At 75.2% G+C, this 20,997-nt stretch carries 19 protein-coding genes; 8 read left to right on the top strand and 11 right to left on the bottom strand.

Annotated elements, in window-relative coordinates; genetic code table 11:
* Positions 1 to 293: 293 nt before the first annotated feature.
* Together BM165_RS19040 and BM165_RS19045 are read right to left on the bottom strand one after the other, a co-directional pair.
* Positions 294 to 1,061, bottom strand: coding sequence for a TIGR03936 family radical SAM-associated protein (locus BM165_RS19040; RefSeq protein WP_075015131.1), 768 nt, complete (start codon positions 1,059 to 1,061; stop codon positions 294 to 296).
* Positions 1,061 to 2,986 (bottom strand): TIGR03960 family B12-binding radical SAM protein, encoded by a 1,926-nt coding sequence (locus tag BM165_RS19045; RefSeq protein ID WP_075015132.1) that lies wholly within the window; start codon positions 2,984 to 2,986, stop codon positions 1,061 to 1,063. The genes BM165_RS19040 and BM165_RS19045 overlap by 1 nt, the downstream gene beginning before the upstream one ends.
* Positions 2,987 to 3,099: 113 nt before the next feature.
* Here BM165_RS19045 and BM165_RS19050 point away from each other — a divergent pair, with 113 nt between their 5' ends.
* Positions 3,100 to 5,559, top strand: coding sequence for a putative bifunctional diguanylate cyclase/phosphodiesterase (locus BM165_RS19050; RefSeq protein ID WP_075015133.1), 2,460 nt, complete (start codon positions 3,100 to 3,102; stop codon positions 5,557 to 5,559).
* A gap of 15 nt (positions 5,560 to 5,574) precedes the next feature.
* Here the strand turns inward: BM165_RS19050 and BM165_RS19055 are convergent, their stop codons facing one another.
* The 4 genes from BM165_RS19055 to ndk are packed head-to-tail and all read right to left on the bottom strand — an operon-like array spanning position 5,575 to position 8,585.
* Positions 5,575 to 6,405, bottom strand: a complete 831-nt coding sequence (locus BM165_RS19055) for an ABC transporter permease (protein WP_075015134.1) — start codon at positions 6,403 to 6,405, stop codon at positions 5,575 to 5,577.
* Positions 6,402 to 7,178 (bottom strand): ABC transporter permease, encoded by a 777-nt coding sequence (locus tag BM165_RS19060; protein WP_075015135.1) that lies wholly within the window; start codon positions 7,176 to 7,178, stop codon positions 6,402 to 6,404. The genes BM165_RS19055 and BM165_RS19060 overlap by 4 nt, the downstream gene beginning before the upstream one ends.
* A gap of 1 nt (position 7,179) precedes the next feature.
* A complete protein-coding gene (locus BM165_RS19065) occupies positions 7,180 to 8,133 on the bottom strand; it encodes an ABC transporter ATP-binding protein (RefSeq protein WP_075015136.1) in 954 nt (317 codons plus the stop codon).
* 44 nt (positions 8,134 to 8,177) lie between these two features.
* Positions 8,178 to 8,585, bottom strand: coding sequence for a nucleoside-diphosphate kinase (gene ndk / locus BM165_RS19070; RefSeq protein ID WP_075015137.1), 408 nt, complete (start codon positions 8,583 to 8,585; stop codon positions 8,178 to 8,180).
* 73 nt (positions 8,586 to 8,658) lie between these two features.
* Between ndk and BM165_RS19075 the strand changes: the two genes are divergently transcribed.
* Complete coding sequence (locus tag BM165_RS19075; RefSeq protein ID WP_075015138.1) at positions 8,659 to 8,880, top strand: RNA polymerase subunit sigma-70; 222 nt, start codon at positions 8,659 to 8,661, stop codon at positions 8,878 to 8,880.
* A gap of 1 nt (position 8,881) precedes the next feature.
* Complete coding sequence (locus tag BM165_RS19080) at positions 8,882 to 9,415, top strand: Clp protease N-terminal domain-containing protein (RefSeq protein ID WP_075015139.1); 534 nt, start codon at positions 8,882 to 8,884, stop codon at positions 9,413 to 9,415.
* A gap of 5 nt (positions 9,416 to 9,420) precedes the next feature.
* Here BM165_RS19080 and BM165_RS19085 read toward each other — a convergent pair whose 3' ends face one another.
* Genes BM165_RS19085 through folC form a run of 3 tightly spaced genes read right to left on the bottom strand, consistent with a single transcriptional unit; the run spans position 9,421 to position 12,061 of the window.
* The gene (locus BM165_RS19085; protein WP_075015140.1) at positions 9,421 to 10,296 is read right to left on the bottom strand and encodes a proline dehydrogenase family protein; all 876 of its coding nucleotides are present in this window, start codon (positions 10,294 to 10,296) and stop codon (positions 9,421 to 9,423) included.
* Between the two features lie 32 nt (positions 10,297 to 10,328).
* Positions 10,329 to 10,724 carry a DUF4233 domain-containing protein gene (locus BM165_RS19090; RefSeq protein WP_075015141.1) on the bottom strand — a complete coding sequence of 132 codons (396 nt, stop codon included), beginning with the start codon at positions 10,722 to 10,724 and terminating at the stop codon, positions 10,329 to 10,331.
* Positions 10,721 to 12,061: a bifunctional tetrahydrofolate synthase/dihydrofolate synthase gene (gene folC / locus BM165_RS19095; protein WP_075015142.1), complete on the bottom strand. Its 1,341-nt coding sequence runs from the start codon at positions 12,059 to 12,061 to the stop codon at positions 10,721 to 10,723. The genes BM165_RS19090 and folC overlap by 4 nt, the downstream gene beginning before the upstream one ends.
* A gap of 42 nt (positions 12,062 to 12,103) precedes the next feature.
* Here folC and valS point away from each other — a divergent pair, with 42 nt between their 5' ends.
* The 4 genes from valS to BM165_RS19115 all read left to right on the top strand — a co-directional run bounded on the left by valS (position 12,104) and on the right by BM165_RS19115 (position 17,494).
* A complete protein-coding gene (gene valS / locus BM165_RS19100) occupies positions 12,104 to 14,689 on the top strand; it encodes a valine--tRNA ligase (RefSeq protein WP_075015300.1) in 2,586 nt (861 codons plus the stop codon).
* 100 nt (positions 14,690 to 14,789) lie between these two features.
* Entirely contained in the window at positions 14,790 to 15,776 is a 987-nt protein-coding gene (locus BM165_RS19105; RefSeq protein WP_075015143.1) for an asparaginase, read from the top strand.
* A 36-nt stretch (positions 15,777 to 15,812) separates the two neighbouring features.
* Positions 15,813 to 16,694, top strand: coding sequence for a polysaccharide deacetylase family protein (locus BM165_RS19110; protein WP_075015144.1), 882 nt, complete (start codon positions 15,813 to 15,815; stop codon positions 16,692 to 16,694).
* Positions 16,695 to 16,705: 11 nt separating this feature from the next.
* Complete coding sequence (locus tag BM165_RS19115) at positions 16,706 to 17,494, top strand: hypothetical protein (protein ID WP_075015145.1); 789 nt, start codon at positions 16,706 to 16,708, stop codon at positions 17,492 to 17,494.
* On the opposite strand, the gene BM165_RS19120 is transcribed toward BM165_RS19115, so the two are convergent.
* Entirely contained in the window at positions 17,413 to 18,342 is a 930-nt protein-coding gene (locus BM165_RS19120) for an oxygenase MpaB family protein (protein WP_075015301.1), read from the bottom strand. The two genes, BM165_RS19115 and BM165_RS19120, sit on opposite strands and share 82 nt — an antisense overlap.
* A 531-nt stretch (positions 18,343 to 18,873) precedes the next feature.
* On the opposite strand from BM165_RS19120, the gene BM165_RS19125 reads away from it, so the two are divergent.
* Positions 18,874 to 19,470, top strand: coding sequence for an endonuclease domain-containing protein (locus BM165_RS19125; RefSeq protein WP_075015146.1), 597 nt, complete (start codon positions 18,874 to 18,876; stop codon positions 19,468 to 19,470).
* Between the two features lie 127 nt (positions 19,471 to 19,597).
* On the opposite strand, the gene clpX is transcribed toward BM165_RS19125, so the two are convergent.
* On the bottom strand, positions 19,598 to 20,872 hold the full coding sequence (clpX, locus tag BM165_RS19130; RefSeq protein WP_075015147.1) for an ATP-dependent Clp protease ATP-binding subunit ClpX: 1,275 nt from the start codon (positions 20,870 to 20,872) through the stop codon (positions 19,598 to 19,600).
* Between the last annotated feature and the right edge of the window lie 125 nt (positions 20,873 to 20,997).

A 20,997-nucleotide genomic window follows, 5' to 3' on the forward strand; every position in this document is an offset into this window, starting at 1 on the left:
GGGCGCCGGCTCCCCTCGGGGGCAGGCGGCCGCGCAGGTGCACGGGTGGGGCGGGCCGGGCGGCCGCTCGGGGTGCGGCGGCGCGTCCGGCCTGCGAAGTCTGGGTCGGTCCCGGTCGGCGGTCGCCGCGGCCGGGGCCGGACTGCAGGTGGTGCGGACTGCAGGTGGTGCGGTGGTCTCGGGTGGTGCGTCGTGCTCGGAGCCTGGGGCCGGTGGTCTCGGGTGGTACCGGGCGGGCGCGTCACGTCTGGCAGCCGTGCCGCTCGACGGTGCGGTGGCGCCGGGCTCGCCGGTCAGACCGCGGCGTGCTCCCCCTGGCAGCGGGTGCGCGCCGCTCGGTCGGGACCGAGCGGATCGGCCACGGCCCCGCTGTCGTCGAGCCGGCCCTGCGCCTCACGCACGGCCCTGGGGGGCGACGGCGGGCGCAGGTCGGCGACGGCAGCGAGAGCGGCCACCACGTCGTCGGGTCGAACGGCGGGCGTCACCTGCCGGACGACCACGTGCAGTATGGCACGTCCCACCTCACCGTCCGCGGCCGCCGAGACGACGGGACCCCGCGCATCGACGTCGCGCAGGCCGTTCTTCGTGCGCTTGGCCACGGTGACCTCGTCGCGGGACAGGAACTCGGCCACCGCCGCGGACAGCGCGGCGGGCTCGATCCCGGGCAGCTCGATCGACCACCGGGCGGCGTCGATGCGGTCGGCCAGCGACCCGCCGCCCTCGGCCGCCTCGACGCACTCCAGCACGTCGATGCCCGGGGGCAGCGAGGCGTCCAGGGCGGCGCGGACCTCCTCGGGGTCCCGCCGCTCGGCCAGGCCGATCTCCAGGTACTCCGCCTCGCTGGCCGCCCCGGTCGGCGCCGCCCCGACGTAGCTGATCTTCGGGTGCGGGCTGAAGCCGGCCGAGAACGCCATCGGCACCCGGGCGCGGCGCAGCGCCCGCTCGAGCGCCCGGGCGAGGTCGCGGTGGGAGGCGAAGCGCAGCGGGCCGCGCTTGGCGTAGCACAGCCGCAGCTTCTGGACGGTCGGCGGCGGGGGCGGCCCGTCGGGCTGGCGGGCCACTACCGGACCACGGTCAGCGGCAGCAGGCTGCGCCCGGTCGGGCCGACCTGGATCTCGGTGCCCATGGTCGGGCAGACGCCGCAGTCGTAGCAGGGGGTCCACCGGCAGTCGGCGACCTCCTCCTCGCTGAGGGCCTCCTGCCAGTCGTCCCAGAGCCACTCCTTGTCCAGCCCGGAGTCGAGGTGGTCCCAGGGCAGGACCTCGTCCTGGGTGCGCTCGCGGGTGGTGAACCAGTCGAGGTCGACGCCGAAGACGGCGAGCTCCTCGGCGGCCGCCTGCGTCCACCGGTCGTAGGAGAAGTGCTCGCTCCAGCCGTCGAACCGGCCGCCCTCGCGCCAGACGCGCTCGATGACCCGGCCGACGCGGCGGTCGCCGCGGGACAGCAGGCCCTCGATCACGCCGGGCTTGCCGTCGTGGTAGCGCAGGCCGATCGAGCGGCCGATGCGCCGGTCGGCGTTGATCGCCTGCCGCAGCACCCGGAGCCGGTGGTCGATGGTCTCGGCACTGGCCTGGGCGGCCCACTGGAACGGGGTGTGCGGCTTGGGCACGAACCCGCCGATGGACACGGTGCAGCGGATGTCCTTGCGCCCGCTGGCCTCCCGGCCGGCGCGGATCACCTCGACGGCGAGCTCGGCGATCTCGAGCACGTCCTCGTCGGTCTCCGTCGGGAGCCCGCACATGAAGTAGAGCTTCACCTGCTGCCAGCCGTTGGCGTAGGCGGTGGTGACCGTACGGACCAGGTCCTCCTTGGACACGGTCTTGTTGATCACCCGGCGGATCCGCTCGCTGCCGCCCTCGGGGGCGAACGTCAGGCCCGACCGCCGGCCGTTGCGGGACAGCTCGTTGGCCAGCGTGACGTTGAAGGCGTCGACGCGGGTGCTCGGCAGCGACAGGCCCGTGTTGGTGCCCTCGTAGCGGTCGGCCAGCTCCCTGGCCACCTGGGCGATCTCGGAGTGGTCGGCGCTCGACAGCGAGAGCAGGCCCACCTCCTCGTAGCCCGTGGCGCGCAGCCCCTGGTCGACCATCGAGCCGATGCCGGTGATCGTCCGCTCGCGCACCGGGCGGGTGATCATCCCGGCCTGGCAGAAGCGGCAGCCCCGGGTGCAGCCGCGGAAGATCTCCACGCTCATCCGCTCGTGCACGCTCTCGGCCAGCGGCACCAGCGGCGTCTTCGGGTAGGGCCACTCGTCGAGGTCCATGACGGTGCGCTTGCCGACCCGGGCCGGGACGTCGTCGCGGGTGCGGGTGACCGCGGCGATGGCGCCGTCGGGGCCGTAGGAGACGGCGTAGAAGCGCGGCACGTAGACGCCGTCGACGCGGGCCAGCCGGGCGAGCAGCTCCTCGCGCCCGCCGGGGCGTCCCTGCTCCTTCCACGCCTTCACGACGTCGGTGATGTCGCCGACGGCCTGCTCGCCGTCGCCGAGGACGGCGCAGTCGACGAAGTCGGCGACCGGCTCGGGGTTGAACGCCGCGTGCCCGCCGGCGACGACGACGGGGTGCGTCTCGTCGCGGTCGCGGGCGTGCAGCGGGACGCCGGCGAGGTCGAGGGCCTCGAGCAGGTTGGTGTAGCCGAGCTCGGTGGCGAAGCTGACGCCGAGCACGTCGAAGTCGCGCACGGCGCGGTGCGCGTCGACGGTGAACTGGCCGACGCCGGCCTCGCGCATGAGGGCCGCGAGGTCGGGCCAGACGGCGTAGGTGCGCTCGGCGAGGGCGTCGGGCCGCTCGTTGAGCACCTCGTAGAGGATCATGAGGCCCTGGTTGGGCAGCCCCACCTCGTAGGCGTCGGGGTACATCAGCGCCCAGTGGACGGCGACCTCGTCCCACGGCTTGACCTGGGCGTTCAGCTCGCCACCGACGTACTGGATGGGCTTCTGCACCTGGGCCAGCAGGGGCTCGAGACGGGGGTACAGGCTCTCTCCGCTCATGACCGGTCCAGGGTAGACGCCGGGCACCGAGACCGGACCGTCCGTCGGTAAGCGCCCCTGGGTGATCGCATCTACACTCTTGGTGACCGACGGGGACGTCCTCGAGGGGGACCATGACCCAGCCGGCCGGCAACACCGGTGCGCTGCAGGACGCCGAGGGCGTCCCCCCTGACCGACCCCGGGGCCTGCTCCCCCCGGTCCTGCCGCCGCTGCGGCCGGTGCTCCCGCTCTCCCGGGGCCGGGCCGTCCTCGCTCTGCCCCGGGGCCGGGCGATGCTGGCTCTGCCCCGGGGCCGGGCGGTGCTGGCTCTGCCCCGGGGCCGGGCGATGCCGTTCGAGCAGTGGGCGGCCCACCACGCCTTCGTCCTGCGCACGCTCACCGTGCTCCTGCTGGCCGTGCCCGCCTACGCCCTGCTCCGTGGCCACGGCCCGGTGGCGGCGGTCCTGCACGCGCTCCCCCTGCTGGCGCTCGTGCTCGTGGCGCGGACGGGGTGGCTGAACCGGAGCACCCGGGCCGGTGCCGCGGCGCTGGGCCTCATGACCACCGCGGCGCTGGCCGTGCAGCTGTCCGGTGGCGCCACCGAGGCGCACTTCCTGTTCTTCGCGCTGCTGCCGCTGGCCGCGCTCTACGCCGCGCGGGCGCCGTTCCTGCTCGCGATCGCCTTCGTCGCCGTCCACCACTTCGTGTTCGGCACGCTCTACCCGCACGCGGTGTTCGACCACCACGCCGCACCGCTGCCGATGGCCGCCCTGCACGCGGGGTTCGTCCTGCTGGAGAGCTGGGCCTGCCTCGTGGCGTGGCGGCGCTTCGACGACCGGCGCGAGCACGTCGAGGCGCTCGTCGCCGAGCGGACCGCGGAGCTCTCCGCCCAGCGCGACGAGCTCGCGGGCCTGGCCGCCGTCGTCCAGTCCACCGCCGACGCCGTCGTCACGGCGACCCCCGACGGGCACCTCACCTCGTGGAACCCCGGCGCCGAGCGGCTCTACGGATGGCGCGCGGCCGAGGTCCTCGGCCGGCACGCCTCCCTGCTGTCGGCCGGCGAGCCGCTGCCCGACGACCTGACCACGCTGCCCACCGGCACCATGGAGCGCCGCCAGCGGCGGCGCGACGGGTCGGTGTTCGACGGCCTCGTCACGCTGTCGACCATCCGCGGGGACGACGGCACGCCGACCGGCGTCGCCGCGATCACCCGCGACATCACCGGGCGCAAACGCGCCGAGGTCCAGGCGCACGCGACCGCGCGGATGCTGGAGCAGCAGGCCGGGGAGCTGGCGCACCGGGCGCTGCACGACCCGCTCACCGGCCTGGCCAACCGGGCGCTGATGCAGGACCGCCTCGAGCACGCCCTCGCCGACCGGCGCGCCCGCCGGCACGCGGTGCTGCTGCTCGACCTCGACGACTTCAAGGCGGTCAACGACGGCGCCGGTCACGAGGCCGGCGACGCCGTGCTGAGCGCCGTCGCCCGGCGGCTGGAGTGCAGCGTGCGGCCGGCCGACACGGTCGCGCGCCTCGGCGGGGACGAGTTCGTCGTGCTGATGGAGGACGTCGAGGGCTCCTGCGACGTGGTGACCGTCGCCGAGCGGCTGCTGCGCGCGCTGCGCGAGCCGGTGGTGTGGGGCGACGAGCGGTTCACCGTGGGCGGCAGCGTCGGCGTCACCCTCACCGACGCAGGCGACCGCCGCGGCATGGACGACCTGCTGCGCGACGCCGACCTGGCGATGTACGTGGCCAAGTCCGGCGGCAAGAACCGGGTGCGGGTGTTCGAGCGCGGGATGCGCGAGGAGGTCGCCGCGCAGGACGAGCTGGTGCGCGACCTGCGGGCCGCCGTCCCCTCGGGCGAGCTGCGGGTGCTCTACCAGCCGCAGGTCGACCTGCGGACCGGCGCGGTCACCGGCGTCGAGGCCCTGGCGCGCTGGCAGTCGGGCAGCCGCGGGTGGGTCGAGCCGGCGGGCTTCATCCCGGCCGCCGAGGCCACCGGCGTCATCGACGCGATCGACGACTGGGTGATCGGCCAGGCCTGCGCCCAGCTGCGCTCGTGGGACGCGGCCGGCCTGCCGGAGCTGCGCATGGCGGTCAACGTCTCCCCGCGCCGGCTGGCCACCGGCAGCCTCGCCGGCTCCCTGGCCGCGGCCGCCCGGAGCGCCGGCGTCGACCCGGGCCGGCTGGAGATCGAGGTCCCCGAGGCGGTGGCCTCCGGACCCGACGCCGCGGCCGGCATCCGCGAGGTGCGGGCGCTGGGCGTGCACGTCGCGATCGACGACTTCGGCACCGGCTCCTCGTCGCTGTCCCGGCTGCAGGACCTGCCGCTGGACCGGCTCAAGATCGACCCGTCGTCGGTGGCGCTGCTCGCCGCGGACGCGGCCACCGGGTCGCTGGCCGACGCCGTCATCGCGCTGGGCAACAGCCTGGGCCTGGAGGTCGTGGCCGAGGGCGTCGAGCAGCCCGCCCAGCTCGCCGCGCTGCGCGCCCTGGGCTGCGACGCCGCCCAGGGGCACCTCTTCGGCTCCCCGGTGCCGCCCGACGCCGTCGAGCGGCTCGTCCGCACCGGGCGCCCGCTCGTCGCCGTCGCCTAGCGGGAAGTCCCGCCGCTATCGGAGCAGCAGGCGCTCCAGGCGGCGGGCGCCGACGGCCAGGCCGGCCAGTCCCATGACGAAGAGGTAGGCCGCCGACCCGAGCAGTGCCCACCGCACGTCGCCGGTCACCAGGCCGCGGACGAGCTCGATGCCGTGGTAGAGCGGCGTGCACTCGACGAGCAGCTGCAGGGGCCGGGGGTAGGTCGACAGCGGGTAGAAGGTCGTGGAGAACAGGAACAGCGGCAGGATCGCCACCTGCACGAACTCGAAGTCCTGCCAGCCGCGCAGGAAGGTGCTCACCGCCAGGCCGACGGCGGCGAAGGCGAACCCGATGAGCACCGCGGCGGGCAGCGCCAGCAGCGCCCACCACGAGCCGACCAGCCCCAGCACGAGCATCACCAGCAGGAACGCCGCCGAGTACACCGCACCGCGCAGCAGCGCCCACACCGTCTCCCCCACCGCGGCGTCGGCGGCCGACACCGGGGTGGCCAGCACGGCGTCGTAGAGCTTGGCGTAGCGCAGCTTGAAGAACAGGTTGAAGACGGCGTCGTAGACCGCGCCGTTCATCGCGGCCGAGGCCAGCAGCGCCGGGGCCACGAACTCCTGGTAGGTCAGCGCGGTGCCGGTGTCGGTGACGACGTCGCCGACCAGCGCGCCGATCCCGACGCCGATGGACAGCAGGTAGAAGAACGGCTCGGCGAAGCCGGAGACGAACACCAGCCAGCTGCGCCGGGCGACGAGCAGGTTGCGGAACACCAGCTGGCCGGCGCGGCGCGGCGAGAGCGGGTACAGCGGCACCACCCGCAGCAGCAGGGACGCCGGGCGGTACGCCGGCGGGGCGCTCACCGGACCAGCCGCCGCTGCAGCGCGCGGGCGGCCAGCGCGGTGCCGGCGGCGGTCCACAGCGCGAGGTGGCCGACGTGCAGCAGGGCCGACCCGCCGTCGACGGTGCCGAGCGCCAGGTCGCGGGCGAGGGTGACGCCGTGCCACAACGGGGTGGCCCACGCGAACCACTCCAGGACGGCGGGCAGCCGGTCGACCGGGAAGAACGTGCCGCTGAACAGGAACATCGGCACGATCAGGAACCGCTGCAGCGCGGCGAACGCGGCGTCCTCCTCCAGCGCGGCGGCCATCGCCGTCACCGGCGCGGCGAAGGCCAGGCCGGTGAGCAGCGCGACCGGCAGCGCGAGCACCACCAGCGGGCTCTCCGCCGCGCCGAAGAGCAGCAGGACGACGAGGAACGCCGCGGCCGACGTCGTCACCCGGAAGGCGACGTAGAGCAGGTGGCCGGCCAGGACGTCGACCGCGCGCGCCGGGGTGGCGAGCACCGCCTCGTAGAGCCGGTCCCACTTGATGGCGCCGAGCACCGGGTAGGTCGACTCCCCCGTGGCGGTCTGCATGGCGGCGGCCACCAGCAGCCCGGGGGCGAGGAAGGCGAGGTAGCCGACGCCGCCGGGCACGCCCGGGCCGCGGTCGACGAGCGTGCCGAGCGTGAGGCCCATCGCGGCGAGGAACAGCACCGGCTCCAGCACGCTGCCGACCGCGCTGCTGCGCCAGAAGTGGCGGTGGGCGGTGAGCCGCTGGCGGAAGAAGGACACCGCGGCCGACGAGACGGGCACGTCAGTCCACCAGGGTGCGGCCGGTGAGCCGGAGGAAGACGTCCTCCAGGGAGCTGCGGCGCACCAGCGACGAGACCGGCTGCAGCCCCTGCGCCAGCACCGCCGAGAGCGCGGCGTCGCCGTCGGCGGTGTAGAGCAGCAGCCGGTCCGGCAGCACCTCGACCCGTTCGGCCAGGCCGCGGGCCACCAGCGGGGCCAGCGCGTCGGCGTGCGCAGCCGGGCCGGGGCCACCCTCGGTGAGCGGGAAGCGCAGCTCGCACACCTCCCGCGTCGACCACGCGGCGATGAGCTCCGCGGGGCTGCCCTCGGCGGCGATCCGGCCGCCGTCCATCACCACGAGCCGGTCGCACAGCTGCTCGGCCTCGTCCATGTAGTGCGTGGTGAGCACGAGGGTGACGCCGCGCTGCTTGAGCCGGTAGAGCCGCTCCCACAGCACGTGCCGGGCCTGCGGGTCCAGGCCCGTGGTCGGCTCGTCGAGCAGGACGACGTCGGGCTCGTTGACCAGCGCCCGGGCGATGGTGAGCCGGCGCTTCATCCCGCCCGACAGCGGCTCCACCCGGTCACCGGCGCGGTCGGTGAGCTGCACGAAGTCCAGCAGCTCGGCCGTCCGCTGCCGCACCGTGGCCCTCGGCAGGCCGAAGTAGCGGCCGTAGACGAGCAGGTTCTCCGCGACGGTCAGCTCGAGGTCGAGGTTGTCGGTCTGCGGGACGACGCCGAGCCGGGCGCGGATGGCCGGGCCGTCGACGGCGGGGTCCATGCCGAGGATCCGCAGCTCGCCGGCGGTCGGCGGGGAGACCGCGCCGATCATCCGCATGGTCGTGCTCTTGCCCGCGCCGTTCGGCCCGAGGAAGCCGAAGGCCTCCCCGGGCGCGATGTCGACGTCGATCCCGTCGACGGCGGTGGACGTGCCGAACCGCTTCACCAAGCCCCGCGCCCGGACCAGCGGCTCCCCCATGTCCCCCATGCTGTCCCCGGCCCCCGGGGCGCCGTCCACCCGGTTTACAGGTCGGGGAAGAACAGGCCGATCTCGCGCGCGGCGGACTCGGCGGAGTCCGAGCCGTGCACGATGTTGGACTGGACCTCGAGGGCGAAGTCGCCGCGGATGGTGCCGGGCGCGGCCTTCACCGGGTCGGTGGCGCCGGCCAGCGCGCGGAACGCCTCGACGGCGCGCGGCCCCTCGACGACGAGCGCCAGCAGCGGGCCGCCGGTGATGAAGTCGACCAGCGAGCCGAAGAACGGCTTCTCGCGGTGCTCGCCGTAGTGCTCCTCGGCGACCTCACGGGTCAGGGTGCGCAGCTCGGCGGCCACCAGACGCAGGCCCTTGGCCTCCAGCCGCGAGACGACCTCGCCGACCAGGCCGCGGGCGACGCCGTCGGGCTTGACGAGGACAAGGGTGCGATCGGTCACGGGACGGCAGCCTACGGGTCACCTCGTGTCAACCGGAGTTGACATCCGGCCCGGTGTCAACCACAGTTGACGCATGGCCACCCCCACCGACGTCACGACCGCCGCCGCGGCCGACGACCCGGACACCGGCCTGCGCGCCGTCCGGGCCCTGCGCGACCTGGCCGACCGCCTCGAGGTGCTGCAGGTCGGCAACGCCCGGGCCCTCGGCTGGTCGTGGCAGCAGATCGCCGCGGCCCTCGGGGTCACCCGGCAGGCCGTGCACAAGAAGCACGCCCACGGCAGGAAGGACGTCTGAGGTGTTCGAACGCTTCTCCGCAGAGGCCCGCCGGGCCGTCGTCGAGGCACAGCAGGAGGCCCGCGACCTCCACGCCCCCCGGATCGAGCCGGTGCACCTGCTGCTGGCGCTGAGCCGCGACCCCGGCCGCGGGGGCACCGCCCTGCGGGCCGCCGGCCTCGACCACGCCGCCGGCCGCCGCGCGCTGCAGGCCGCCGGGCCGCTGGACGCCGACGCGCTCGCCGCCGTCGGCATCGACCTGGAGCGGGTGCGCACCGCGGCCGAGTCCGCGTTCGGCCCGGGCGCCCTGGACCGCCCACGACCCGCCCGCGGGGGGCACCTGCCCTTCGCCGACGGCAGCAAGCGGGCCCTCGAGGGCGCACTGCGGCACGTGCTGGCCGAGTACCGGCCACGCCGCGCGCGGGTCATCGACACCGGGCACCTCGTCGTCGGCGTCCTGTCGGTGCCCGACCCCCTGCTGCAGCGGGTGCTGCACCTGGCCGGTGTCGACGTCGCCCGGCTCGGCGAGGAGCTGGGGACCGCGTCGGCCGCCTGAGCCCGTCAGGCGCCCCGCGACTCGGCGAGACGCCGCATCCAGTAGCGGAACCAGTCGGCGCCGTAGGGCACGTACACGCGGGTCGGGACCCCGCGGCCGGCCAGGTCGTCGAGGACGTCGGGCCGCACGCCGAGCAACTGCTCGACGGTCACCGGCCCGCCCGCCAGCAGCAGTGCCTCGCGCAGCCGCCCGTCGTGGGTGGCCATCGACCAGGCCGCCCCCTGCCCGGCCAGCCGGGCGCCCAGCCGGAGGTAGGCGACGTCGGTGGGCTCCCCGTAGCGGTGCACCCCCGCCCGCTCGACGTAGGCACCCTTCACCAGACGGACGTGCACGCCGGCGGCGACGAGGGCGTCGGCGTTGCCGGGTGAGCGCAGCAGGTTGGCCTGGACGGTCGCGCCGAGCCGGTCGGCGTGCCCGCGGCCGGCGACGCCGAGCACGCAGCCGAGCACCGCGTCCGTGCGGACGGCGTCCTCCGCCCCGACCTGCACCCGCCGCCCCGGCGGGAGCGCGGCCGCGATGGAGGCCAGGCGGTCCGCGGTGCCGGCCGGGTCGGCGTCCAGGGCCAGGTGGCTCAGGTCGACCGAGAGCCAGACGTCGGCCGGTGGAGCCGGCAGGGCCGCGGCGAGGGACCGGTACTCCGCCGCAACCGCCTCGGCGGTGCCGACGTCGGTGACCCGCTCGCCGAAGAGGTCGACGCTCACGCCCCGGCCGGCGGACAGCAGCCGTCCGGTGACGGCCAACGCCCCGGCGCGGCCGCGCCCGGCCACGTAGCGGGACGCGGCGCGCCCCGCGAGCCGCTCGCCACCCGGCAGGGCGCGGACGGTGCGCTCGAAGCGCGTGCTGGTCGCCAGCCGGAACAGCACCGCGCGGTCGACTCCCACCCGGCCACCCTCCCAGAGCGCCGGCGGGCCGCTCAGACGGGCGGCGGGGCGGCCTGGTCCGGCGGCGCGGCCGGCTCGCCGAAGACGGCACCGAGCAGTTCCCTGCGCACCTGCAGCAGGTAGAGCCAGATCAGCAGGAAGACGCCGCCGACGAACCACATGGAGGCGTCGATCAGGCCGGTGAGGAGGAGCGGCACCTGCAGCGCGGTGCCGACCTCCAGGCCCCGCGGGCGCCGCTGGACGCCGCTGGCCAGCAGGAGGAGGGCGGCGAGCGCCAGCAGCAGGGTCAGCCGGACGCCACCGAGACCGGCCTCGGTCTGGGCGATGGCGCGCGGCACGAACAGCACCGCGATGCCCTCGAGCAGCAGGATCGCCGCGGCCGCCCCGCGCAGCGCCCGGCCCGCGCGGACCGGGTCGGGCGCCGTCATGCGCGGCCGCCCAGCACGGTGCGGGCCTCGCCGGCGGTGATGACGCTGCCGGTGACCAGCACGCCGGAGCCGCCGAGGGCGTCGTCGGGGCCGGCCTCGGCCAGCTCGATCGCCTCGGTGATCGCCTCGGGCAGGCGCGGCGAGACGCTCACCCGGTCGGCGCCGAACACGTCGACGGCGAGGGCGCCCAGCTCGTCGGCCGGCATCGCGCGGGGCGAGCCGTTCTGCGTGACGACGAGCTCGGCGCAGACGCCCTCCAGCTCGTGGAGCATCCCCTCGACGTCCTTGCCGCGCACGCAACCGACGACCCCGACGAGCCGGGTGAAGTCGAAGGACTCCCGGATCGCCTCCACCGTGGCGGCCATGCCGGCGGGGTTGTGCGCGGCGTCGACGAGCACGGTCGGGCTGGTGCGCACCCGCTCGAGCCGGCCCGGGGACCGCACGGCGGCGAACGCCGCCCGCACCGTCTCCTGCTCGACGGGCCCGGTGGCCGCGCCGGCGCCGAGGAAGGCCTCGACGGCGGCCAGCGCGGTCGCGGCGTTCTGCGCCTGGTGCGCGCCGAACAGCGGGAGGTAGAGCTCCTGGTACTCCCCGCCGAGGCCCTGCAGCCGCAGCTGCTGACCGCCGACGGCGACCCTGCGCTCAAGCACGCCGAACTCGGTGCCCTCGCGGGCGACGACGGCCTCCACCTCGACGGCGCGGCGGACCAGGGCGTCGAGCGCCGCGGGCTGCTGGTGGGCGAGGACGGCGATCGAGTCGGCCTTGACGATCCCCGCCTTCTCCCCGGCGATGGTGGCGACGTCGGGGCCGAGGTACTCGGCGTGGTCGAGCGCCACCGGCGTGACGACGGCGACCCGCGCGTCGACGACGTTGGTGGCGTCCCACGTGCCGCCCATGCCGACCTCGATGACGGCGACGTCGACCGGGGCGTCGGCGAAGGTGGCGTAGGCCATGCCGACCATGACCTCGAAGAAGCTCATCGGGTGCTCGCCGGCGGCGTCGACCATCCGCACGTAGGGCGCGATGTCGTCGTAGGTCTCGACGAAGCGCTCGGCGCTCACCGGCTCCCCGTCGAGCACGATCCGCTCGCGCACCGACTGCAGGTGCGGGCTGGTGAACCGGCCCACGCGCAGGCCGAACCCGCGCAGCAGCTCGTCGACCATCCGCGCCGTCGTCGTCTTGCCGTTGGTGCCGGCGACCTGGACGACGGGGTAGGCGCGGTGCGGGCTGCCGAGGAGGTCCACCAGGGCGGCGATGCGGCTCAGCGACGGCTCCAGCCGGGTCTCCGGCCAGCGGGCGAGCAGCTCGCCCTCGACGCGGGTCAGGTCGCTGCTCATCCTGTCCAGGATGCCAGCCGGGCGGTTCCTAGGATGGAGGGCATGGTCACCGACTCCGCCGCCCCGGTCAGCACCGCCCCGGGAGCCGGGGCCGGCGTACCCGAGAAGCCCACGCTCGACGGTCTCGAGGACGCCTGGGTCGCCCGCTGGGCCGAGCAGGACACCTACGCCTTCGACCGCGCCGCCGCGCTGGCCGCGCCGCGCGAGCGGGTGTACTCGATCGACACCCCGCCGCCGACGGCCAGCGGGTCGCTGCACGTGGGGCACGTGTTCAGCTACACCCACACCGACATCGTGGCCCGCTACCAGAGGATGCGGGGCAGGCACGTCTTCTACCCGATGGGCTGGGACGACAACGGCCTGCCCACCGAGCGCCGGGTGCAGAACTACTACGGGGTGCGGTGCGACCCGGCCCTCCCCTACGACCCGTCGTTCGAGCCGCCGGCGAAGCCGGGCAAGGACCAGGTGCCGGTCTCGCGGCGGAACTTCGTGGAGCTGTGCGAGCGGCTGACCGAGGAGGACGAGCGCGCCTTCGAGCAGCTGTGGCGCCGCGTGGGCCTGTCGGTGGACTGGTCGAACGTCTACCGGACCATCTCGGCCACCTCGCGGGCCACCGCGCAGCGGGTGTTCCTGCACAACCTCGCCCGCGGCGAGGCCTACGCGCAGGAGGCGCCGACCCTCTGGGACGTCACCTTCCGCACCGCCGTCGCCCAGGCCGAGCTCGAGGACCGCGAGCGGCCCGGCGCCTACCACCGGATCGCGTTCGCCGGCCCCTCCGGCCCGGTGTCCATCGAGACCACCCGGCCGGAGCTGCTGCCGGCCTGCGTCGCACTGGTGGCCCACCCCGACGACGAGCGGTACCGCGAGCTGTTCGGTCAGACGGTGCGCACGCCGCTGTTCGGCGTCGAGGTGCCGGTGGTCGCCCACCGCCTGGCCGAGCCGGACAAGGGCTCGGGCATCGCGATGATCTGCACGTTCGGCGACCTCAACGACGTCACCTGGTGGCGCGAGCTGCAGCTGCCCACCCGCGCGGTCGTCGGCTGGGACGGCCGGTTCGTGCCCGAGGCCCCCGACGGGGTGCCCGCCGAGGTCTACGCCGAGCTGGCCGGGAAGACGGCGTACAGCGCGCAGCAGCGGATCGTGGAGATGCTGCGGGAGTCCGGCGACCTGCAGGGCGAGCCGAGGCCGATCACCCACCCGGTGAAGTTCTTCGAGAAGGGCGACCGGCCGCTGGAGATCGTCACCACGCGGCAGTGGTACATCCGCAACGGCGGGCGGGACGCCGCGCTCCGGGACGCGCTCGTCGCCCGCGGCCGGGAGATCACCTGGGTGCCCGAGCACATGCGGTACCGCTACGAGAACTGGGTCGAGGGCCTCAACGGCGACTGGCTGATCAGCCGCCAGCGGTTCTTCGGCGTCCCGTTCCCCGTCTGGTACCGCCTCGACGCCACCGGTGAGCCGGTGTACGACGAGCCGATCCTGGCGCCGGAGTCGGCGCTGCCGGTGGACCCGTCCTCCGACGTCCCCGAGGGGTTCACCCAGGACCAGCGCGGCGTGCCCGGCGGGTTCGTCGCCGACCCCGACGTCATGGACACCTGGGCGACGTCGTCGCTGTCGCCGCTGGTGGCCTCGGGCTGGGACACCGACCCGGAGCTGTTCGCCCACGTCTTCCCGATGGACCAGCGGCCCCAGGCGCACGACATCATCCGCACCTGGCTGTTCTCGACCGTCGTCCGCTCGCACTTCGAGTTCGGTGCGGTGCCGTGGACGCACGCCACCATCTCCGGCTTCGTCGTCGACCCCGACCGCAAGAAGATGTCGAAGTCGAAGGGCAACGTCGTCACGCCCATCGACGTCCTCGAGCGCTACGGCACCGACGCCGTCCGGTGGCGGGCCGCCGGCGCCCGGCCGGGTGCGGACTCGCCGTTCGACGAGGCGCAGATGAAGGTCGGCCGGCGGCTGGCCATGAAGATCCTCAACGTCGGCAAGTTCGTGCTGGGGCTCGGGGTCACCGCCGGGCTCGGCGGTGAGCAGGTCACCGAGCCGATGGACCTCGGGCTGCTGAGCCGGCTGGCCGGCGTCGTCGAGGAGGCGACGGCGGCGATGGAGGCCTACAACTACACCCGCGCGCTCGAGGTGACCGAGGCCTTCTTCTGGTCGTTCTGCGACGACCACGTGGAGCTGGTGAAGTCCCGCGCGTACGGGACCGGGGCGGCGGCGGAGTCGGCGCAGGCGGCGCTGGCGCTGGCGCTGTCGGTGCAGCTGCGGCTGTTCGCGCCGGTGCTGCCGTTCGTCACCGAGGAGGTCTGGTCCTGGTGGCAGGCGGGCTCGGTGCACCGCGCGCCGTGGCCGGCCGCCGCCGAGCTGCCGGCCGGGGGCGACCCGGAGGTGCTGCCCGTCGTGGCGGCCGCGCTGGCCGGGGTCCGCAAGGCCAAGTCCGACGCCAAGGTGTCCATGCGGGCCGACGTCGAGTCCGCGACGGTGACCGCGCCCGCGGCCCAGGTGCCGCTGGTCGAGGCCGGCCGCGCCGACCTCACCGACGCCGGGCGGATCGCCTCGCTCACCGTCGTGGCCGGCGAGGGCCCGCTGTCGGTCGACGTCGTCCTGGCCCCGCCGGCCGAGGGCTGATCGCGCCCGGCCCGTCGGTGCCTCCGACGGGCCGGGCGGGCGCCGGTGCGGGATCGTTCGGGGCGGACGCCGACGCGACCACCCGGGGGGAGGACCGTCCGTGCCACTCGTGACGGTGCTGGCCACCGGCGGGACCATCGCCACCCGCACCGACGCGCACGGCGTCGGCACGGCACAGGACGCCGGCGACGACCTGGTGGCCCGGCTCGACCTCCCGCCCGGCGTCCGGGTCGGCGTCGAGGACGTCCTGCGGGTGGGCAGCTACCTCATGACGCTGGAGCGGGTGCACACCCTCGCGGTCCGGGCCGCGGAGGCGCTGCGGGACCCCGCCGTCGCCGGGTTGGTCGTCACGCACGGCACGGACACGATCGAGGAGACGGCGTACTTCCTCGACCTCTTCCACCGCGACCCCCGGCCGGTCGTGGTCACCGGGGCGCAGCGGCCCGCCGACGCACCCGACGGCGACGGCCCGCGCAACCTCGGTGAGGCGGTCACGGTGGCGGCCGACGACGCGGCGCGCGACCTCGGCGTGCTCGTCTCCTTCGGCGGGCGCGTCTTCGCCGCGCGCGGGGTGCGCAAGGGCCACACGCTCGCCGCCGACACGTTCGCCGCACCCGACACCGGCGCGGTCGGGTGGGTGCACGGGGACCGGGTGGGGATCGAGGCCCGGCCCGTGCGGGGCCCCGCGCTCGACCTGGCCGCGTTCGACCCCAGCGGCGTCCGGGTCGACGTCGTCGCCTGCCATCCCGACGCGGACGCCGTCGCGCTGCACGCCCTCGTCGCCGCGGGAGCCCGCGGGATCGTGCTGCAGGCCACCGGCGCGGGGAACGCCAACCCGGCGATCGCGGCCGCGGTCGGGGAGCTGACCACCGCCGGGGTCGTCGTCGTCACCTCCACCCGGGTGCAGGCCGGCCGGGTCGCCGCGCTGTACGGCAACGGCGGCGGCGCCGACCTGCTGGCCGCCGGCGCCGTGCCCAGCGGCCTGCTCCGCCCGTCCCAGGCGCGCGTCCTGCTCGCGGCCCTGCTCGGCGTGCACCGCGACCCCGGCACCGTCCGGGCCGAGTTCCTGGCCCGCACCACCGGCTGACGTCCCGTCGGCCGGCCCCAACGGAAGGGAAGTGGCATGGCCAAGGAGATCCTCTGCGCCTTCGGTGTCGACGTCGACGCGGTGGCCGGGTGGCTGGGGTCCTACGGCGGCGAGGACTCGCCCGACGACATCTCGCGCGGCATGTTCGCCGGCGAGGTCGGCACCCCCCGGCTGCTCGACCTCTTCGCCCGCCACGACATGACGACGACCTGGTTCTGGCCCGGGCACTCGATCGAGACCTTCCCCGACCGGTTCCGCCGGTGCGTCGACGCCGGGCACGAGATCGGGGTGCACGGCTACAGCCACGAGAACCCGATCGCCATGAGCCGCGAGCAGGAGTCGGCCGTGCTCGACCGGTCGATCGAGCTGATCACGGAGGTGACCGACCGGCGTCCGACCGGCTACGTCGCGCCCTGGTGGGAGTTCTCGCCGGTCACCAACGAGCTGCTGCTCGAGCGGGGCATCAAGTACGACCACTCGCTGATGCACGACGACTTCACGCCCTACCGCGTCCGCGTCGGGGACAGCTGGACGAAGATCGACTACTCACAGCCGGCCGAGACCTGGATGAAGCCGCTGGTCCGGGGCGAGGAGACCGACCTGATCGAGATCCCGGCGAACTGGTACCTCGACGACCTCCCGCCGATGATGTTCATCAAGTCCAGCCCGAACAGCCACGGTTTCGTCAGCCCGCGCCACCTGGGCGAGTCCTGGCAGGACCAGTTCGACTGGGTGTACCGCGAGATGGACTACGCGGTGGTCACCTTCACCGTCCACCCCGACGTCTCCGGCCGCCCGCAGGTGCTGCTCATGCTCGAGCGGCTGATCGAGCACGTGAACGGTCACGAGGGCGTCCGCTGGACGACGTTCGACCAGATCGCCGACGACTACGCCGCCCGGTTCCCCCGCCAGGCCTGACCGGGGTCCTCGTGTGCGGGGCCTGCGGCGTCCGGTCCGACGTCGACTGGGCGGCGCCGCTGCTGGGCTCCCTGCCCGCCCGGTCGGCCGCCGCGCGGGTCGTCCTCGCCGCGGCCGGCCGGCCGGTCGGCGTCCGGGCCGCGGCGGGGGGCTGGACCGTGCGCCGACCCACCGGCACCTGCCTGGTGGTCGGCACGCTGACGGCGCTGGTGGGCGCCGTCGGTCCCCGGGCCGACGCGGAGGTGGACCTGCCGGAGGTCCCCGGTGCCTGCCCGCCCGGGCCGGACCGCCGCCGGCCGGTGGTCCTCGTGCACGGCACCCTCCCGGGGTCGGACGGAGTGGTGGACGCCGGCGTCCCGGGCTGGGCCGAGCGGCTCCTGGGCGACCCGGCCGCCGCGCTCGCCGTGGCCGCGCGCGGCGACCCGCGTCCCGTGCTCGATGCGCTGCTGGCCGATCCGCTGCGCCGGCACGTGCGGGTCACCGGCCTGCGGAGCGCGACGCTGCCGGGCTGGGGTGGTGTTCCCGGCCCGCTCCCCGACGTGCCGGCCGCGGTCCTCCCCACCCGGGTCCCGGCACTGGCGGCCCTGCTCGCCGTGCGGCTGTCCGGCCGCCCGTCCGGCGAGCGCACCCGGACGCGGGTGGTCGTCGGCGGGACCGCGGTGGTCCTCGACGCGCTCGGGCCGGCGGTGCTCGGCGTCGGCACGGTGGACCCGTCCGCTCAGGCGGCGTCCTCCGCCGCCCAGGCGGGCGCCGGGCCCAGGCCCAGCCGCCAGCGCGCCGCCTCCTCCGACGGGCTGTAGGAGCCCAGCACCACCTGCAGGCCGCGCAGCTGGGCGCGGGTGACGGCGAGCTGCGCGGCACCGCCGCGGCCGCGGCCGGGCACCCCCGCGCACCCGGCCAGCGTGGGCGAGACCAGGTGCGCCGCGGCGCCGGACAGGCCGCGGTAGAACACGCGCTCCGGCGGGCTCAGCCCGGGCGGGGCGGCGAGGAAGGAGCGCAGCGAGTCGGGGACGGGCGCGAGCTCGCCGCGGTAGGCCGCCAGCGCCTCGGCCAGCTCGGCGGCGTTCCCCGGGAGGTCGGTGGCGCCGAGCTCCCGCGCGGTGCGGGCCCACTCCCCCACGTAGACGTCGGGCCAGCGGCGGCCGTACCGGGCGGTGAGGTCGCGGCCCACCCCCTGCTGCGCGGCGAGGAACGCGTCGGTGAAGGCCAGGTGCACCCAGCGCAGGAGGACGGGGTCGGACGCGGAGTAGGCCTGGCCGCGCACCCGGCCGCGGACGGTCCGGTGCATGCCGCGGACCCGGGCGGCCTCCCGCTCGGCGAGCTCCGCGGAGCCGAACGTGCTCACCACCAGCCAGCGGGCGGTGCCGGCCAGCCGCTTCCACGGGTCCTCGCGGTAGGCGGAGTGGCGCTCGACGCCGGCCAGCGCGAGCGGGTGGGCGGCCTGGCCGAGCAGGGCCGCGACCCCGCCGACGAGGGTGGACAGGTCGCCGTGCACGCGCCAGACGACGCCGTCGGGCTCGAACCAGCCCGGTCCCGTGCCGACCTGCGCGATGTCGCGGACCCAGTCCGGGGCGCCGGTCGGGTCGCCGGAGACCCGGGCGCGGAACGCCGCCCGCGCCGCGTCGGGCAGGGCGGTGAGGAGGCGCACCCCGCCGAGGGTGCCACCCCAGCGGATCGTGCGCCGCCTTTCGACGGTGGCCGGCCCGCTCGGGTCGGTGGTGTGCGGTTGCGGCGCGTTCCCGATGCCCGGTGCGCCACGACCGCGCACCGCTCGGCTCCACAGCCGGCCGGGTCCTCCACAGAGCGGCGGCGGGCTCCTCCCGGCGCCGGCCGGGCCGTGAGCGTGGCCGGGTGACCCGCGACCTGCGCCCGCTCCTCGGCCCGTACGGCGTCGTCCGCGCCTCCGACCTGGCCGGCCGGGTCGACCGGCACACCCTCACCCGGCACGTCGCCGGCGGACGGCTGCTGCGCCCGCACCGCGGCGTCGTCGCGGCCCCGGAGTGCTGGGACGACTGGCGGACGCGCGCTCTGGCGGGGGTCCTCGCCACGGGCGGTGTCGTGAGCCACGGGACCGCCCTGGCCGTGTGGCGGGTCCTCGAGGACGACGGCGGTCCGGTGCACGTGTCCGTCCCCGCCGGCCGACGCGCCGTCGCCGGCGACGGGGCTCGTCGTCCACCGCGTGCGGGACCTCGACGCGGACCGGCTCGGCCCCTTCCCGGTCACTCCACTCCCCCGCGCACTCATCGACGGCTGGGGCTGGGCGTGCGGCGCGCACGGCTCGCGACGGGAGGTCGACCGGCTGCGCGGCACGGTGATCGGGACGCTCCGGGACCGGCGGGTGCGGGTGGCGCACCTGCTCGACGCGGTGGCGCGGCGGCCGGCGCTGCCCGGGCGCCGGTCGCTGGAGCACCTGTTGCGGCTGGTGGATCAGGGGTGCCAGAGCGAGCTGGAGATCTGGGGCGTGCGGCACGTCCTGGCCGGGCGGGGCATGCCGCGCTTCGTGCAGCAGCACCCGGTGGTCCTGGCGGGTGGGCGGACGGTCCACCTCGACGCCGCCGTGCCCGAGCTGAAGGTGGCCGTCGAGCTGGACGGCGCCGCGTTCCACGGCAGCGCCGACGATCGCGAGCGGGACACCCGGCGCGACGTCGCCCTGGCGGCGCTGGGATGGGTGGTGCTGCGCTTCAGCCACCGACGGCTGACACGGGAACCGGAGGCCTGCCGGGAGGAGATCCTGCGCGTCTGCCGTACCCGGGCGGCGGTCCTCGGCGGCAGGTGATGTGCGGCTGCGGCGCGTTCCCGGTGCCCGATGCGCCACGACCGCACACCACGTCGCTCACCGGCCCTGCGACGCGGACGAGCCCGCCCCCGGTGACCGGGGACGGGCTCGTCGGTGGAGCTCAGCGTCAGGCGCTCTTCTCGCGGCGCTCGCGGGTGGGCTTGCGCGGCACGATGGTCGGGTTGACGTGCTCCAGCACGACCTCCTTGGAGATCACCACGGAGGCGACGTCGTCGCGGCTGGGCACCTCGTACATCACCGACTGCAGCACCTCCTCCATGATCGCGCGGAGCCCGCGGGCGCCGGTGCCGCGGAGGATGGCCTGGTCGGCGATCGCCTCGAGCGCGTCCTCGGTGAAGTCGAGCTCCACACCGTCGAGCTCGAACAGCCGCCGGTACTGGCGCACCAGCGCGTTCTTCGGCTCGGTGAGGATCTGGATCAGCGCGTCGCGGTCGAGGGCCTGCACGCTGGTGATCACCGGGAGGCGGCCGATGAACTCGGGGATCATCCCGAACTTCAGCAGGTCCTCGGGCATGACCTCGGCGAACGCGCTGGAGGCCTCGATCTCCTTCTTGCCGCGGATCTCCGCGCCGAAGCCGATGCCCTGCTTGCCGACCCGCTGCTCGATGACCTTCTCGAGGCCCGCGAACGCGCCGCCCACGATGAACAGCACGTTCGTCGTGTCGATCTGGATGAACTCCTGGTGCGGGTGCTTGCGGCCACCCTGCGGCGGCACCGACGCCGTCGTCCCCTCGAGGATCTTCAGCAGCGCCTGCTGCACGCCCTCGCCGGAGACGTCGCGGGTGATCGACGGGTTCTCGCTCTTGCGGGCGATCTTGTCGACCTCGTCGATGTAGATGATCCCGGTCTCGGCGCGCTTGACGTCGTAGTCGGCGGCCTGGATCAGCTTGAGCAGGATGTTCTCGACGTCCTCGCCGACGTAGCCGGCCTCGGTCAGCGCCGTGGCGTCGGCGATCGCGAACGGGACGTTGAGCATCCGGGCGAGGGTCTGCGCCAGGTGCGTCTTGCCGCACCCGGTGGGGCCCATCAGCAGGATGTTGGACTTGGCGAGCTCGACGGACTCGTCGCGGCTCGTGCGCTCACCACCGGCCTGCACCCGCTTGTAGTGGTTGTAGACGGCGACGGCGAGGGTGCGCTTGGCCTTCTCCTGGCCGATGACGTACTGCTCGAGGAAGTCGTGGATCTCGCGGGGCTTCGGCAGCTCGTCGAACTTGAGGTCCGACGACTCCGAGAGCTCCTCCTCGATGATCTCGTTGCAGAGGTCGATGCACTCGTCGCAGATGTAGACGCCGGGGCCAGCGATGAGCTTCTTGACCTGCTTCTGGCTCTTCCCGCAGAACGAGCACTTGAGCAGGTCACCGCTCTCACCGATTCGTGCCACCTGCTGACCTCCACCTCGGGGGATGCAGGCCCTGGGGGGAGCGGACCTGCGGATGATGTGTCACTGATGTGCCCGTGCTCGGTCCCGCTGGTGGCGGGGGCCGCGAGGACGGTCCTCCCGGCGCT

Source organism: Geodermatophilus obscurus, from assembly GCF_900115395.1.
Taxonomy (GTDB): domain Bacteria; phylum Actinomycetota; class Actinomycetes; order Mycobacteriales; family Geodermatophilaceae; genus Geodermatophilus; species Geodermatophilus obscurus_B.

Excerpts from the sequence above, each read along its gene's own strand:
- BM165_RS19045 (WP_075015132.1), bottom strand. The coding sequence starts at position 2,986 with ATGAGCGGAGAGAGCCTGTACCCCCGTCTCGAGCCCCTGCTGGCCCAG.
- BM165_RS19090 (WP_075015141.1), bottom strand. The coding sequence starts at position 10,724 with ATGACGGCGCCCGACCCGGTCCGCGCGGGCCGGGCGCTGCGCGGGGCG.
- BM165_RS19065 (WP_075015136.1), bottom strand. The coding sequence starts at position 8,133 with ATGGGGGAGCCGCTGGTCCGGGCGCGGGGCTTGGTGAAGCGGTTCGGC.
- BM165_RS19050 (WP_075015133.1), top strand. The coding sequence starts at position 3,100 with ATGACCCAGCCGGCCGGCAACACCGGTGCGCTGCAGGACGCCGAGGGC.
- folC (WP_075015142.1), bottom strand. The coding sequence starts at position 12,061 with ATGAGCAGCGACCTGACCCGCGTCGAGGGCGAGCTGCTCGCCCGCTGG.
- BM165_RS19075 (WP_075015138.1), top strand. The coding sequence starts at position 8,659 with ATGGCCACCCCCACCGACGTCACGACCGCCGCCGCGGCCGACGACCCG.
- BM165_RS19110 (WP_075015144.1), top strand. The coding sequence starts at position 15,813 with ATGGCCAAGGAGATCCTCTGCGCCTTCGGTGTCGACGTCGACGCGGTG.
- valS (WP_075015300.1), top strand. The coding sequence starts at position 12,104 with ATGGTCACCGACTCCGCCGCCCCGGTCAGCACCGCCCCGGGAGCCGGG.